Source organism: Morganella morganii H1r (assembly GCF_000633515.1).
GTDB lineage: Bacteria > Pseudomonadota > Gammaproteobacteria > Enterobacterales > Enterobacteriaceae > Morganella > Morganella morganii_B.
In genome coordinates this window covers 18153-31398 of record NZ_AYMP01000049.1, presented here as the reverse complement: position 1 = coordinate 31398, position 13246 = coordinate 18153, and the positions used below count along the sequence as shown (strand labels likewise).

Below are 13246 nucleotides of genomic sequence, written 5' to 3'. Positions count from 1 at the left end.
TGAAAAAAATGATTTTATGCGCGGTATTCTGCCGTGAAACCCAGGTCAGACAACAGCGCCGCACTCTGTGCATCATCACAAATAACGGTCAGTGATGACCACTCACGGCGATCAGGGTAAAACTTGCGCAGTTTATCAAACTCACCCGGCACACCGGCCACCGCGCGTAATGCCGCATCATCACGGCGGACATCATAAACCAGATGCATTAAACGTTTGAGAATACTTTGCGTTACTTTACCTGACAGTGTGATACAGCCGAATTCCGGTGCCGGTAACAGTTCCGTCAGCGCAACCTGCTGCGGTTGTCCGGCAAATTCCGCAAAGGCTTCAAAGACCTGCGTAGTGCCGCGCGCCTTGCCTTCCAGGGTATAACCGGCAATATGCGGCGTACCGATATCCGCCAGTGAAAGCAGTTCAGTTGACAGATCCGGCTCCGGCTCCCACACATCCAGTACCACACTCAGCGGCTTGCCGCCTGCCAGTACCGATAACAGCGCCTGATTATCCACCACCGCACCACGGCTGGCGTTGATCAGAATGCCGTTATCTTTCATAGCATTGAGACGGGTTTCATCCATCAGATGCAGCGTGGTGTACGGCCCGGACTTATTCAGCGGGGTATGGAATGTCAGGATATCAGCCTGTGCCACCAGGGTATCGATATCATAAAATACCCCGGCATCTCCGTTATCCGCGCGCGGCGGGTCGCAGATGAGAATATTAACACCCAGTGCCTCCAGCCGCTTCGCCAGACGGCCGCCGACATTCCCCGCACCGATAATCCCCACGGTTTTATCCGTCAGCTGAAAACTGTCACGTTCCGCCAGCAGCATCAGGGCGGAAAAGACATATTCCACCACCGCAATCGCGTTACAACCCGGCGCTGAGGAGAAACCAATTCCCTGCTCTGCCAGCCAGGCTTTATCCACATGGTCAAAACCGGCGGTTGCGGTACCGGTGAATTTCACCGGGGTATTTTCCAGCAGCTGTGCATTCACTTTCGTGACGGAACGTACCATCAGTGCATCAGCATCATCCAGCACCCCGTCCGGCAACGGACGTCCCGGCACCGCCACCACGTCCCCGAGACGGGAAAACAGGGTTTCGGCGTAAGGCATATTCTCATCTACAACGATTTTCACGGGCTTCACCTTCATACTGTCGGCGGCCGGCGGAGACCTGTCGGTGCTGCGGCACAACCGGAATTGAAACGGATGGCCGCTATTTTGCCACTTCTGCGGCATAAAACCTACGCCCGGAACACCGATTGTTGCTAAAGAGAGCAATTAAGGCTGCTGACGGAAACGTTCCGGCGTGACACCCGCCAGCTGGGAAAACATGGCAATGAAGGCTGATGATGAACTGTAACCCACGTCCAGCGCGACATTCTGCACACTGCGGCCCTCCTGTAATAATGCCACCGCCCGCAAAAAACGCAGGCGCTGACGCCATTCACTGAAGGACATCCCCAGTTTCTGCTGACAACGGCGGGATAATGTCCGTTCCGAGGTAAAGCGCCTTGCCGCCCACTCCGCCAGTGACGTATTATCGGACGGATCATTCTCCAGCGCACTGAGCACCGGTGCCAGCAGTTTATCATCCGTGACCGGCAGATAGGTCGGCTGACAGCGTGACAACAGCAGCTGGTCAGTCAGCACCAGCGCCAGCCGTCTGTCCGCCCCTGTTTCCGGCTCCCGGACTTTGCGCCCGAACAAATCCTGCATCACGGCACTGAACACCGGCGTCAGTTCTATCACACAGGCCATCTGCGGTAACTGCGGTGCCCACTGCGGCGAAATATCAATAATTTTGAAAGAGGCGCAGGCTTTGTTATAACTGGCATGTTCCGTCCCCGGCGGGATCCAGATACAAAACCCGGCCGGGGCCAGATAGCGCTGTCCCTCAACCGTCATCTCCATCACACCGCTGGCAACATATAACAGCTGACCAAAGGGATGATGATGAAGGGCAAATTCTGTTTCCGAATAAAACTGTTCATGACGGCAGATTAATGTTACCGGGTCTTTCACGCCCAGTGATGAAATATCTGACTTGCGGGCCATCTTGTCAGATCCTCTCTATAAATTGGCGGGATATCGTTATATAGAATAATTAAGACATATTACACTACATCACCTGCCTGATAATGAAAATGAGTTTAAGAATGAAAAACCTGCTTTTGCCTCTCGGGGCTGTATTAATCTGGTCTGTGAATGCCGTGGTGAATAAACTGGCCGCCGGTGCCATTGCCCCCGGCGCGATTTCCTTTTACCGCTGGGCACTGGCGCTCGCCGTGATGACACCGTTTCTGATCATACCCGTCTGGCAGCAGCGCGCGGTGATCAAACAACACGCATGGAAACTGTTTATCCTCGGTTTTCTCGGCATGGGGCTGTATCAGAGCCTCGCGTATTACGCGGCGTATACCGTCAGCGCCACCTTTATGGGGATTATCACCTCGCTGATCCCGCTGCTGACCGTGGTGTTAAGTATCCCGGTACTGCGGATCGCACCGACCATCGGTATTGTGCTGGGAACGATACTCTCCCTGAGCGGCCTGACCTGGCTTATCAGCAAGGGACATCCGGCAGATTTACTGCATCAGGGGCTGGGACAGGGTGAGATGCTGATGTTTATCGCCGGTCTGGCTTATGCTTTCTACGGCGTGCTGACCAAACGCTGGGCGATCCCGCTGTCCAGCATTCACTCGCTGTATATGCAGATTGTGTTTGGCGTGCTGCTGCTGATCCCGGTATTCCTCAGTGCCGGGGATGTGACACTGAACCGCGATAATATCGGATTGGTATTGTATGCGGGAATTGCGGCCTCTATTTTTGCGCCGCTGCTGTGGATCCTGGGCGTCACCCGTCTGGGTGCAAACGCCGCTTCTATCTTTATGAACCTGGCGCCGGTACTGACTGCCATTATCGCCGCGGTCTTCCTGAAAGAAGAACTGCACAGCTACCATATTATCGGCGGCGGCGTGGTACTGATCGGGGTCATCATGGCGCAGCGTCTGCGCACACCGCTGACACAGATTATCCGCCGCAAAAGCAGGAAACCGCGGCAGCAGCGGTGTGAGGCCGGGGAATAGATAAAAACAAAATCAGGGCCCGGCATTCAGGGATAACCAACAAATGAAAAGCGTTAATTCATTGATGAATCATATGATTTTCTTTTGTTGTTATCCCTGTTTTAATAACTCTATCAATGCCTTATCTGTATTCTGCTATTTTGGGGCATCTTTGTAATTTTTCACCTCTGTCACAAAGTGACAAAACAGTATCAGTATTGATTCTTATTATCATATATGACCATGTTAAAGTCCTGCCAATGGCACACCAATCTACGGGAGACCATACAGTGACTAAACAATATTATATTCAAAATATGTGCTGGGGATGGGTTATTAGTTTTTGGCTTTTATATCTGTCATGGGGTGATGACTTTAAATATAAAACAGCCCTTTTAGTTATTATATTTTTTGGTTTCATATTCTATCCGTTTACTAAATGGTGTGTTGAATGTTTTTTCTTAACATTCACTACAAGGAAATTTTGGAATAGTGGTTTTTTTATAGATACTCCGGGGAAAATGGGGCTACTTGCAATATACAGTTGCAGTACTTTTTTACTATCCATTCCAATTATAATTATTTTTATTCTGACACATATTATAAAAAGGCTGCTGATAAAATAAGCAGCCTATCTGTTTATCCGGCTATGTAATTCAGATCCCCCAAAATTGGTTAGCTTTTTCTACAAACTTATCATCAATGACGAAACCAACGCCCGCCATGATCAGGCCATACATTATCAGCCCTACAGGATTACCAATTAGCATACTGAACGCAAAGGCAACAACTACTGTAGCTGCCATTCCTGCAGCAATTGTTTCTGTTTTGACGAAAAATGGTCGCCAATCACCAGTTTGTATTGCGTTGTATAATGAGGTACTCCAATTAGCTAAATCAATAAATTTACTGGTATACCCCATACCCTTACTAAATCGTTTAAAATTTTCAGCGGCAACTTTTACATCAACAGATTCAAGCCACTTTGCAATGGCGGCGCGATCCTGAGAATTGATTTTTTTATCCGGATTAGCTCTGTGTTTCTCCCATGACTTCGCGGCATCGTCTGCATTACGGATTATCTTCCCTTTCGCCTGCTCCGCCAACATTTTCGCCAGTCGCTCTGCTTTTTCACCATACATTTTAAACACTTCTTTATAAAAATCTGCTGTAAATTTTACGGCTGTTTTAACCTGACTAAATTCGTCTTCTTCTTTTATTACGTCATTTTCTGCTGCTTTTATCCTCTCATCCTGTAAAACAATTTCTTTTGTTATACTTTTTCCTTTTTCCCATTCCTTTTTTATATCCCCATGGGTTTTATCCTGCATACGCCTGTTGAGCTCACTGTTATAAAACCATGCCTCATCACTTAATCTCTTTCTTTCTGCATCAGATTTTCTTTTTCTTGCTTCATTCAGTAAATTAATTACCTTTTCTTTTTGTAACTGAAATTTTTTCACAATAACGTTTAGTGTGGCACTTTCCAAAACATCACTTGCGTTCTTTATTTTTTCATTTACCTCAGCTATATTTTTTATTATCTCACTGATATCTTTATTTATATCTTCTTCAAGTTTTGTTAAGTATTCTAATTTCCTTGCCGACCCTTCACGACGTTCCTTTCTGATTTCTTCATCCACCGGATGCATCCAGCCATCATCGGCATCATCCCATACAGGATTCGGGGATGTGTTCATATCTGCAATATTCTGATCCCAGATATGAGTTATCCTGCCGCTATCTGCCGGGATATCCCCGGTCCATCCGGTAACAATCATAGTCTCACCATTGTCTGATGCTTTTTGCCAGCCCTCTCCTTTCCAGTGATACCCCATGGAGGTCATCACATCACGCTCAAACGGTGTGGTGTCTTCGTATCGATTCGTCATAACATATTCCTTTTATAAAAATGCGCAGTGAATACAAATCGGCTCCCAGCCGTGTTTTTCACTGTAATTCAGGAATATGTTGTTTATTAAAACTAAAATTAATCAGGTCTGTATCTTATAAAATAAGACAACAAGGCGGGATATAAAAACCGCCGGGTGGCGGTTATCATAATAAAAACGGAAGTAAATTATCCGGAAGGCTCAGCGTAATCCCCGCGTATGGGTTTTCGCTGACCAGCTGTATGTTTCTGTTCCGCTGCCGGGTTTGATTTTATCCTTTTTTTTCTGCGCTCTGACTTTGGCGGCAGCGGCATCCACTTCTTTGGAAATCTCGGTGATAATCTGATCTTTGACTTTATTCTGCTCCGCATTGGTCAGCGGACGCCCCTGTTTCTTCTGTTCCTGAGCCAGCCGGGTGCGGACACGGATTTTCTGCGGCTCAGTCATCTCTGCGATAGTCAGCTTTTTCATTCATCACCCCTGTGGCAGTAAAAAGATAAACAGTACCGTTATACCCTGACAGACTTTGCCGCAAAAGAAAATGCCCCGGTGATTAAACCGGGGCATTTATCTGATCAACAGGGCAAAATCAGTTCTGATATTTGCGCATAACCAGTGTGGCGTTGGTGCCGCCGAAGCCGAAGCTGTTGGACATCACAGTGGTCAGTTCGCGTTCGGTCGGTTCGGTGATAATCGCCATGCCTTCCGCTTTCTCATCGAGGTTTTCCACGTTGATGCTCGGCGCGATAAAACCGTGCTCCAGCATCAGCAGGCTGTAGATAGCCTCGTGAACACCTGCCGCACCCAGTGAGTGACCGGTCATGGCTTTGGTCGCTGACAGTGCCGGGGTATGGTCACCGAAGACTTCACGGATCGCTTCCAGCTCTTTGGTATCACCGACCGGCGTGGATGTGCCGTGGGTGTTGATGTAGTCAACCGGCGTATCCAGACCGTGCATCGCCATCTGCATGCAGCGGACCGCACCTTCACCGGACGGGGCAACCATGTCCGCGCCGTCAGATGTCGCGCCGTAGCCGACCACTTCACCGTAGATATGTGCGCCGCGCGCCAGCGCGTGCTCCAGCTCTTCCACCACGACCATACCGCCGCCGCCTGCGATCACGAAACCGTCACGGCCCTGATCATAAGTACGGGACGCTTTGTCCGGTGTTTCGTTGTATTTGGTGGACAGCGCGCCCATTGCGTCAAATTCGCAGCTCATTTCCCAGCACAGTTCTTCACCGCCGCCGGCAAACACCACATCCTGTTTGCCCAGCTGGATCAGTTCCACCGCGTGGCCGATACAGTGTGCAGAGGTGGAGCAGGCAGAGCTGATAGAGTAGTTCACGCCTTTGATTTTAAACGGTGTCGCTAAGTTTGCGGACACACCGGATGCCATTGCACGCGGCACCAGGTAAGGACCGACACCACGCAGACCTTTGGCACGCATGCCGTCAGCCGCGATAGCCTGCGTGCGCGGGGAACCGCCGCCGGAACCGGCAACCACACCGGTACGGTAGTGAGACACCTGCTCTTCTGTCAGGCCTGAGTCTGCAATGGCCTGTTCCATGGAAAGATACGCATAGATAGATGCATCACTCATGAAACGGACAGTTTTACGATCAATAAGACCCGCAGTGTCCAGTTTGACGTTACCCCAAACCTGGCTGCGCATGCCGATCTCTTTAAATTCTTCTGAGAATGTGATCCCGGAACGACCTTCTCTCAAAGAAGCCAGTACTTCCTCCCGGTTATTACCGATACTTGAGATAATCCCCAGACCGGTGATTACTGCACGCTTCATTCAATACCTCTGTCATTTTAAGTAGTACGGGATTTTAGCGCTACTTTAGCTTACACCTGTAAGCTGAACAAGTCCGATCAGACGTTTTTTCGCATCTTTACATACCGATATTGTGCTGTGTCACATCCGGCATGGCAGTACAGCGCAAAGCAGAGTAAAATCAGGGAAAACCGAACAGAACCCTCAGGCCGTAACGTGAAAAAAACCGCAATTGAAACTGCACATTTAACCTGGAATGAACAGGGTACACCTGTTTCGCAACATTTTGATGACGTCTATTTTTCTAACGATGACGGACTGGCGGAAACCCGCTATGTGTTTCTTAACGGAAACGGTTTTCCGGACAGATTTGCACAAATGACCACGCCGGTCTGTACTGTCGCAGAAACCGGGTTTGGTACCGGGCTGAATTTTCTCACGTTGTGGCAGAGCTTCCTGGCGTTCCGGGCAGCCAGTCCCGCGCATCCGCTGAAGCGTCTGCACTTTATCAGTTTTGAAAAATTCCCGCTGACCGTGGCCGATTTACAGGCCGCTCACCGGCACTGGCCGGAGTTTGCGGATTTCTCCTTACAACTGTGCGCTCAGTGGCCGCAGCCACTGCCGGGTTGTCACCGTATTCAGCTGTCCGGCGGTGAAATTACCCTCGATTTATGGCTGGGTGATGTCAATGAATTACTCCCTTCCCTCACTCACGCGCTGGACAACAAGATTGATGCCTGGTTTCTCGACGGTTTTGCCCCGTCCAAAAATCCGGATATGTGGCAGCAGTCGCTGTTTGAGCTGATGATTCGTTTTTCAAAACCGGGCGGTACCTTTGCCACCTTTACCGCCGCCGGGTTTGTCCGCCGTGGTTTGCTGCAGGCCGGATTTACCGTTGAGCGCCGTAAAGGCTTTGCACATAAGCGGGAATGCCTTGCCGGGATAAATCACCGTGACGCAGCACCATCGGTGACGCCGTGGTTTGATCGTCATCCGGCCACCGCCCGGCAGAAGATAGCGGTCATTGGCGGCGGGATCGCCGGGGTTCTCTCTGCTCTCGCCCTGCTGCGCCGTGGTGCGGATGTCTCCTTATATTGCGCGGATGCGGCTCTGGCACTCAATGCTTCCGGCAACCGCCAGGGCGCGCTTTATCCGCTGCTGACCGGACGGGATGATCCGCTTGAGCGCTTTTTTACCGCCGCATTCCCGTTTGCCCGCCGTACATACGATGCACTGTCAGCTCAGGGCGTGAAATACGATCATGACTGGTGCGGGGTGATCCAGCTGATGTATCACGAAAAAAGCAGTAAAAAAATCAATAACATTTCATCTGTCGCGTGGCCGGATGAGATGGTGCAGCGCCTGTCACGCGAACAGCTTTCCGGTCTTGCCGGAACCGATGTCAATTTTGACGGCCTGCACTATCCGCAGGGCGGCTGGCTCTGCCCGCAGGAACTGGTACGCAATACCGCAGCGCTGGCACAGAAAGAAGGACTTCAACTGCATTTAAACTGTGAGGTGAAAGCGCTGATCCCGGCAGAACAGGGCTGGCAACTCCGTTTTGCGGATAACAGTACGGCAGAGGCGGATGTGGTGGTGCTGGCAAACGGCCACTGTATCACGCAGTTCCCGCAGACCGCCCCGCTGCCGGTTACCCCGGTGCGCGGCCAGGTCAGCCATGTGCCGTCGGTACCGGCGATTGCCGGGCTGAGAAAAGTGCTGTGTTATGAAGGTTATCTGACCCCGGTGAATCCGGCTGACGGTCTGCACTGTATTGGTGCCAGCCACCAGCGCAATGATTCGGGCACGGAATACCGCGAAGAGGAACAAACCGCCAACAAACAGCGGCTGCTCACCTCACTGCCGGATGTCAGCTGGCCGGAGATGGTGGATATCAGCACCGGAGAGTCCCGTCAGGGGATCCGCTGCACATTACGTGATCACCTGCCTCTGGCCGGAAATGTTCCTGATTTTACAGCATTAACAGCGCATTATGCGCATCTGGATGAACAAAAATCGTCCCCGGAAACCGTATGCAGCGTTCCGCATCTGCCTCAGCTGTTTTTGCTGGCCGCACTCGGCTCACGCGGATTATGCACCGCCCCGCTGGCGGCTGAAGTGCTGGCAGCACAAATTTTCGGTGAGGCGCTTCCGCTGGATGATGACACACTGGCGGCCATTCATCCCGCCCGTTTCCATGTCCGCAAATTGCTGAAAGGCCGTCCGCTGCCGCAAAAATCCTGATCCGCTTCTGACCGGCCACCTGCCGGTCTTCATCACATTATTGATATTTTTTCCGCCGGTGAAATAAAATTTCATCAGCAGACTTTATTGATCGCCGCCACAAACCCGGGCCATTTTGTGTTCATTCTCACAAAAACCGGCTCAGTTCGCCTGCCAGCGGCAATTTCTCTTGCCCAATGATCAATTTACAGAAAAGTCAGTACACCTATACGCTTCATCCGGAAATAATAACCGGAGAAGATTATGAAGAATAAAATAATTATCGCCCTGACCTTTTCGCTGTTTTGTTTTACCTCTGCCTACGCAAAGAACAATAATATTCCCGATAATAGTGTTCGCTACGATACGATTGCTGAGCAGGCGTATCAGAAATTCAAAAGCGAAAAAGCCGGTGACGTGGCGGATTATATTCCGGCGCTCGCCAAATACAGCGCCGATAATTACGCCGTTGTGATTGCCACGGTAGACGGCAAAATCTACAGCGCCGGGGATAAAGATAAGCTGTTCCCGCTGGAATCGCTGTCAAAAGTCTTTACCCTGGCGCTGGTGATGGATCAGCAGGGTTCAGAGGTGGTTCTGGAGAAACTGGGGGCCAATGCCACCGGGTTGCCGTTTAACTCCGGGCTGGCGATTGAACTGAGACCGGATCGCCCGCAAAATCCGCTGGTTAATGCAGGCGCTATCAGCGCCGTCAGCCTGATCAGGGCCAAAAACCCGGATGACCGCTGGCAGCAGATTATGGAGAACATGGAAGCTTACGCCGATACAAAACTGACGGTGAATGATGAAGTGTACCGCTCTGAATCCGAAACCAATCAGCACAATCAGGCACTGGCGCGGCTGATGCAGTCTTACGGCATGTTATACAGCAATCCGGATGAGGCGGTTGATCTCTATACACGTCAGTGTTCTGTCGATGCCACCACTGTTGATCTGGCTAAAATGGGGGCGGTACTGGCTAATCACGGGAAATCCCCGTACAGCGGCAAACAGTTACTGAGCGCAGAGAATACCGGCAAAGTTCTGGCCGAGATGGCGATTGCAGGACTGTATGATGGTTCCGGTACCTGGTTATATCAGGTCGGTATTCCGGCGAAAAGTGGTGTCGGTGGCGGTATTCTGGCCGTGGTTCCGGGCAAATACGCCGTGGCTGTTTATTCACCGCCGCTGGATAAAGCAGGCAACAGTGTCAGGGCACAGGCGGCTATCCGCTATATTGCCCAGGAAACCGGCGCTGACTTGTATCAGTAATGTGACATAAAAAAGGATCATCAGCATCGCTGATGATCCGTGATCGTCACTTCTTTATATTTATCAGTCCGCGTGACGCGATCCTGTTTCTGTCAGGCGTTCAGAGCAACCACGCTTTGCGCGCATTTATCCTCTGAACGGTACAGTGAATCTAATTCCCGTTTGGCATTAAATATTATTAATCCGGTAAATAAAATCATACCGATGGATGGAACTGCTCTTTCAATGATGCTCATTCCGTCAAGTTTAAACCAGAAAGAAAATAACAGTGCCAGCAAGACCACCGCCGCAACCGCTATCTTCGTGTAAATAGTCACAGCCTGTTGTGCCGTGTTTTTCGGTTGTAATTCAAACATAATCAATACCTGTGTTTTGTGGGGACAGACACATTCTGACACAATAAATGTTAATAGCAAGTTAATAGTTTATGCTATTTAATCAACATATCTACGTAGCCATTGACTTTTACGCAACAAAAGAGACGGCAATCTCAGAAATAAGCATCATATTGTATATACGGAAAACGATTAAAAATCATTCTGTTGAGCAGAAAAATCTATAATCTGGTACAAAACTCAGCGCTGAGACATGAAAAACGGCACTATTTTCGCCGTTAATGTAACAATCACAAGTTCTTTTATTATTATCTGTTCACATCTTAATAGTCAGATACTTAATCCATCATAAATAAAAAAGGCCGCATATTAGTGCGGCCATTCCTCATTACTTCAAATATTTCACTTTTTCAGAAAATCCGGTAAATCATGGAACAGCGATCACAGAATTGCAGCCCGTATTCTGCCTCTTTCAGCATAACAGCCTCAAGTGCCGGTGCGCGGGAAACATCGCACACCTCAAAACCAAGATGCTCATAATAAGGCCGGTTCCAGGCCACATCACGGAATGTCGTCAGCGTAACCGCCGCGCAGCCGCGTGCAATCGCCACATTCCGCACCCGCTCAATCAGCTGACGCCCCAGCCCCTGACGCTGATGCGCCGCAGAGACAGAAAGCTCATCAATATGCAGCCCGGTACCGAGATTAGACACCAGCACAAACCCGGCCGGCTGATCCTGACTGTCCGCCGCCACCCAGGCATTACCGTTGGCGATATAATTGCGGAATGCCGTTTCGGAATGGCCTTCACTGCGCGCTATCCATTCATAGCCCGGTACTGTCGCAAATAACGCACCGGCAGAGGATTCAACAGCCGGCAGCAATGCGGCATCCGCCGGACGGGCCCGGCGGATACGGTATTGCGGTTTGGCTGTCATTCCTGCTCCTGCGCGGTTTGCAGCAGGCGTTTCCAGGTTTCCAGCACCAGCACCTGATCCGGTGGTGTCAGTTCCCCGGCACTGATTGCCTGACGGATACTCTCCTCCACCCGGTTGTGAAGCGCCTCAACAGAGTGATCACCCGACTGTTCCAGTTCTGCCACCGCCAGGGTCAGATGCCCCTGCAGATAGCCACCCGCAAACAGTTCATCATCAGTGGCATGTTCGACCATGTCATCAATCTGGGCGAGGATACGCGTTTCATAATCCGCAAGCATGTTTGTTCCTTAAAGTTCAGTCACCGGAATCGTTTGTCAGGCAAACGGATCTTCCGGCCATGGAAATTGGTCCGCAGTCAGCGGCGGCGTATTGTAGAACGATTGCAGGGCATTAATAAACCTTGCTGCACGCGGGGGTATTGAGTTCTGCGCCAGATACTCCATCACCTGCCCGTGGACAATTTGCCGGAATTTGATGCGATCAGGCTCGAAATCACCGTCAAGGTTGTCACAACTGACGTTAAACGGATAACCGGCAGCCTGACAAAATAACCAGTCCAGCGCCTGTGGTTTTATTTCGACAACCTCAAATTCTGACTGCGTTTGTGCATCCCGGCCGTCCGGACAGTACCAGTAACCAAAATCCACCTGCTTTCTGCGCTCTTTCCCGGCAATACACCAGTGCGATATTTCATGGATAGCACTGGCATAAAAGCCGTGAGCAAACACGATACGGTTATAAGGCGCTTCATCATCTGCAGGCAGATAAATCGGCTCATCGTCGCCTTTAATCAGGCGGGTATTGAAATCAGCAAAAAATTCGTTATCAAAAATCTCAATTAACTGCTGATATTGATGTGTACTCATTGATTATATAAACCACTAATAAAAATTAAAAAAGCTGAGACAGCCACGTACTGATAGTATCGCCGTGATTGTCATAAATCAGTTTGATGCTCATCAGGAAAGAGACAGTTACCAGCATCGGCCGGATCAGTTTTTGTCCGCGGCTCAGCACCATACGGGCACCGAGGCGGGCGCCGATAAGTTGTCCGCCCAGCATGGCAAAGCCCATCAGCCAGATAACATGACCGCTGAAAATAAAGAATGAGAGTGAACCGACGTTGGAGGCAAAGTTCAGCACTTTGGCGTGAGCCGTGGCTTTCGCCAGGTTAAAACCGGCCAGGGTCACATACGCCAGGGCGTAGAAAGAGCCCGCGCCCGGCCCGAAAACACCGTCATAAAAACCAATGCCGATACCGGCGGTACAGCCGAAGGCAAACGGCATCAGGCGCTGTTTCTGGTCAGCAGCACCGATGGAGGGTGTCAGCAGGAAATAAAGGCCGATGGCGATTACCAGCAGCGGCAGCAACTGGCGGAGGAATTCCGGATTCACAAACTGCACCAGCCCGGAACCGATAACAGCGCCAATCAGCGTCATCATTATCGGCACCCGTTGCCCCACAAGATCCACCGCTTTGCGCCGGACAAAATAGAAACTGGCAGAGAACGAGCCGCCGACCGCCTGTAATTTGTTGGTCGCCAGTGCCTGCACCGGCGGTACGCCGACAGCCAGCAGCGCCGGGATTGTCAGTAATCCGCCGCCGCCGGCAATCGCATCAATAAACCCGGCAATCAGCGCAACAAAGAACAGCAATACATAGATTTCAACACCGAACTGAAACCATTCCATTTTTTACCTGCCAATAAAATCCCGGGCACAATACC

The 13246-nt window shown here is 50.6% G+C and carries 14 protein-coding genes; 4 read left to right on the top strand and 10 right to left on the bottom strand.

What is annotated here, in order from left to right; genetic code table 11:
• Positions 1 to 14 precede the first annotated feature (14 nt).
• Positions 15 to 1145, bottom strand: coding sequence for a 4-phosphoerythronate dehydrogenase PdxB (pdxB, locus tag U868_RS0120630; RefSeq protein WP_025154929.1), 1131 nt, complete (start codon positions 1143 to 1145; stop codon positions 15 to 17).
• Positions 1146 to 1289: 144 nt separating this feature from the next.
• Positions 1290 to 2066 (bottom strand): AraC family transcriptional regulator, encoded by a 777-nt coding sequence (locus U868_RS0120625; protein ID WP_025154928.1) that lies wholly within the window; start codon positions 2064 to 2066, stop codon positions 1290 to 1292.
• 101 nt (positions 2067 to 2167) lie between these two features.
• On the opposite strand from U868_RS0120625, the gene U868_RS0120620 reads away from it, so the two are divergent.
• Together U868_RS0120620 and U868_RS26275 are read left to right on the top strand one after the other, a co-directional pair.
• Complete coding sequence (locus U868_RS0120620; RefSeq protein WP_025154927.1) at positions 2168 to 3097, top strand: DMT family transporter; 930 nt, start codon at positions 2168 to 2170, stop codon at positions 3095 to 3097.
• 116 nt (positions 3098 to 3213) lie between these two features.
• Positions 3214 to 3702 carry a colicin E1 family microcin immunity protein gene (locus U868_RS26275; protein WP_345840337.1) on the top strand — a complete coding sequence of 163 codons (489 nt, stop codon included), beginning with the start codon at positions 3214 to 3216 and terminating at the stop codon, positions 3700 to 3702.
• Between the two features lie 30 nt (positions 3703 to 3732).
• Here U868_RS26275 and U868_RS24210 read toward each other — a convergent pair whose 3' ends face one another.
• The 3 genes from U868_RS24210 to fabB all read right to left on the bottom strand — a co-directional run bounded on the left by U868_RS24210 (position 3733) and on the right by fabB (position 6772).
• Positions 3733 to 4968 carry a colicin-like pore-forming protein gene (locus U868_RS24210; RefSeq protein WP_025154925.1) on the bottom strand — a complete coding sequence of 412 codons (1236 nt, stop codon included), beginning with the start codon at positions 4966 to 4968 and terminating at the stop codon, positions 3733 to 3735.
• 201 nt (positions 4969 to 5169) lie between these two features.
• Complete coding sequence (locus tag U868_RS0120605) at positions 5170 to 5439, bottom strand: DUF3811 domain-containing protein (RefSeq protein ID WP_025154924.1); 270 nt, start codon at positions 5437 to 5439, stop codon at positions 5170 to 5172.
• Between the two features lie 118 nt (positions 5440 to 5557).
• Positions 5558 to 6772, bottom strand: coding sequence for a beta-ketoacyl-ACP synthase I (gene fabB / locus U868_RS0120600; RefSeq protein WP_025154923.1), 1215 nt, complete (start codon positions 6770 to 6772; stop codon positions 5558 to 5560).
• A 195-nt stretch (positions 6773 to 6967) separates the two neighbouring features.
• Here fabB and mnmC point away from each other — a divergent pair, with 195 nt between their 5' ends.
• Complete coding sequence (gene mnmC / locus U868_RS0120595; RefSeq protein WP_025154922.1) at positions 6968 to 8995, top strand: bifunctional tRNA (5-methylaminomethyl-2-thiouridine)(34)-methyltransferase MnmD/FAD-dependent 5-carboxymethylaminomethyl-2-thiouridine(34) oxidoreductase MnmC; 2028 nt, start codon at positions 6968 to 6970, stop codon at positions 8993 to 8995.
• Positions 8996 to 9238: 243 nt separating this feature from the next.
• On the top strand, positions 9239 to 10246 hold the full coding sequence (gene glsA, locus U868_RS0120590; RefSeq protein ID WP_025154921.1) for a glutaminase A: 1008 nt from the start codon (positions 9239 to 9241) through the stop codon (positions 10244 to 10246).
• Between the two features lie 92 nt (positions 10247 to 10338).
• Here glsA and U868_RS0120585 read toward each other — a convergent pair whose 3' ends face one another.
• From U868_RS0120585 to U868_RS0120565, 5 genes are all read right to left on the bottom strand, one after another.
• Positions 10339 to 10602 (bottom strand): hypothetical protein, encoded by a 264-nt coding sequence (locus U868_RS0120585; RefSeq protein ID WP_025154920.1) that lies wholly within the window; start codon positions 10600 to 10602, stop codon positions 10339 to 10341.
• Positions 10603 to 10991: 389 nt separating this feature from the next.
• Entirely contained in the window at positions 10992 to 11519 is a 528-nt protein-coding gene (locus U868_RS0120580) for a GNAT family N-acetyltransferase (protein WP_025154919.1), read from the bottom strand.
• The gene (locus U868_RS0120575) at positions 11516 to 11797 is read right to left on the bottom strand and encodes a YfcL family protein (protein WP_004235092.1); all 282 of its coding nucleotides are present in this window, start codon (positions 11795 to 11797) and stop codon (positions 11516 to 11518) included. The genes U868_RS0120580 and U868_RS0120575 overlap by 4 nt, the downstream gene beginning before the upstream one ends.
• 36 nt (positions 11798 to 11833) lie before the next feature.
• The gene (locus U868_RS0120570) at positions 11834 to 12385 is read right to left on the bottom strand and encodes an elongation factor P hydroxylase (RefSeq protein ID WP_025154918.1); all 552 of its coding nucleotides are present in this window, start codon (positions 12383 to 12385) and stop codon (positions 11834 to 11836) included.
• 25 nt (positions 12386 to 12410) lie between these two features.
• Positions 12411 to 13211 (bottom strand): sulfite exporter TauE/SafE family protein, encoded by an 801-nt coding sequence (locus tag U868_RS0120565; protein ID WP_025154917.1) that lies wholly within the window; start codon positions 13209 to 13211, stop codon positions 12411 to 12413.
• Between the last annotated feature and the right edge of the window lie 35 nt (positions 13212 to 13246).

Coding starts and splice junctions, on each gene's coding strand:
- U868_RS0120625 (WP_025154928.1), bottom strand. CDS start 2,066: ATGGCCCGCAAGTCAGATATTTCATCACTGGGCGTGAAAGACCCGGTA.
- U868_RS0120620 (WP_025154927.1), top strand. CDS start 2,168: ATGAAAAACCTGCTTTTGCCTCTCGGGGCTGTATTAATCTGGTCTGTG.
- U868_RS26275 (WP_345840337.1), top strand. CDS start 3,214: ATGCCTTATCTGTATTCTGCTATTTTGGGGCATCTTTGTAATTTTTCA.
- U868_RS24210 (WP_025154925.1), bottom strand. CDS start 4,968: ATGACGAATCGATACGAAGACACCACACCGTTTGAGCGTGATGTGATG.
- U868_RS0120605 (WP_025154924.1), bottom strand. CDS start 5,439: ATGAAAAAGCTGACTATCGCAGAGATGACTGAGCCGCAGAAAATCCGT.
- fabB (WP_025154923.1), bottom strand. CDS start 6,772: ATGAAGCGTGCAGTAATCACCGGTCTGGGGATTATCTCAAGTATCGGT.
- glsA (WP_025154921.1), top strand. CDS start 9,239: ATGAAGAATAAAATAATTATCGCCCTGACCTTTTCGCTGTTTTGTTTT.
- U868_RS0120585 (WP_025154920.1), bottom strand. CDS start 10,602: ATGTTTGAATTACAACCGAAAAACACGGCACAACAGGCTGTGACTATT.
- U868_RS0120580 (WP_025154919.1), bottom strand. CDS start 11,519: ATGACAGCCAAACCGCAATACCGTATCCGCCGGGCCCGTCCGGCGGAT.
- U868_RS0120575 (WP_004235092.1), bottom strand. CDS start 11,797: ATGCTTGCGGATTATGAAACGCGTATCCTCGCCCAGATTGATGACATG.
- U868_RS0120570 (WP_025154918.1), bottom strand. CDS start 12,385: ATGAGTACACATCAATATCAGCAGTTAATTGAGATTTTTGATAACGAA.
- U868_RS0120565 (WP_025154917.1), bottom strand. CDS start 13,211: ATGGAATGGTTTCAGTTCGGTGTTGAAATCTATGTATTGCTGTTCTTT.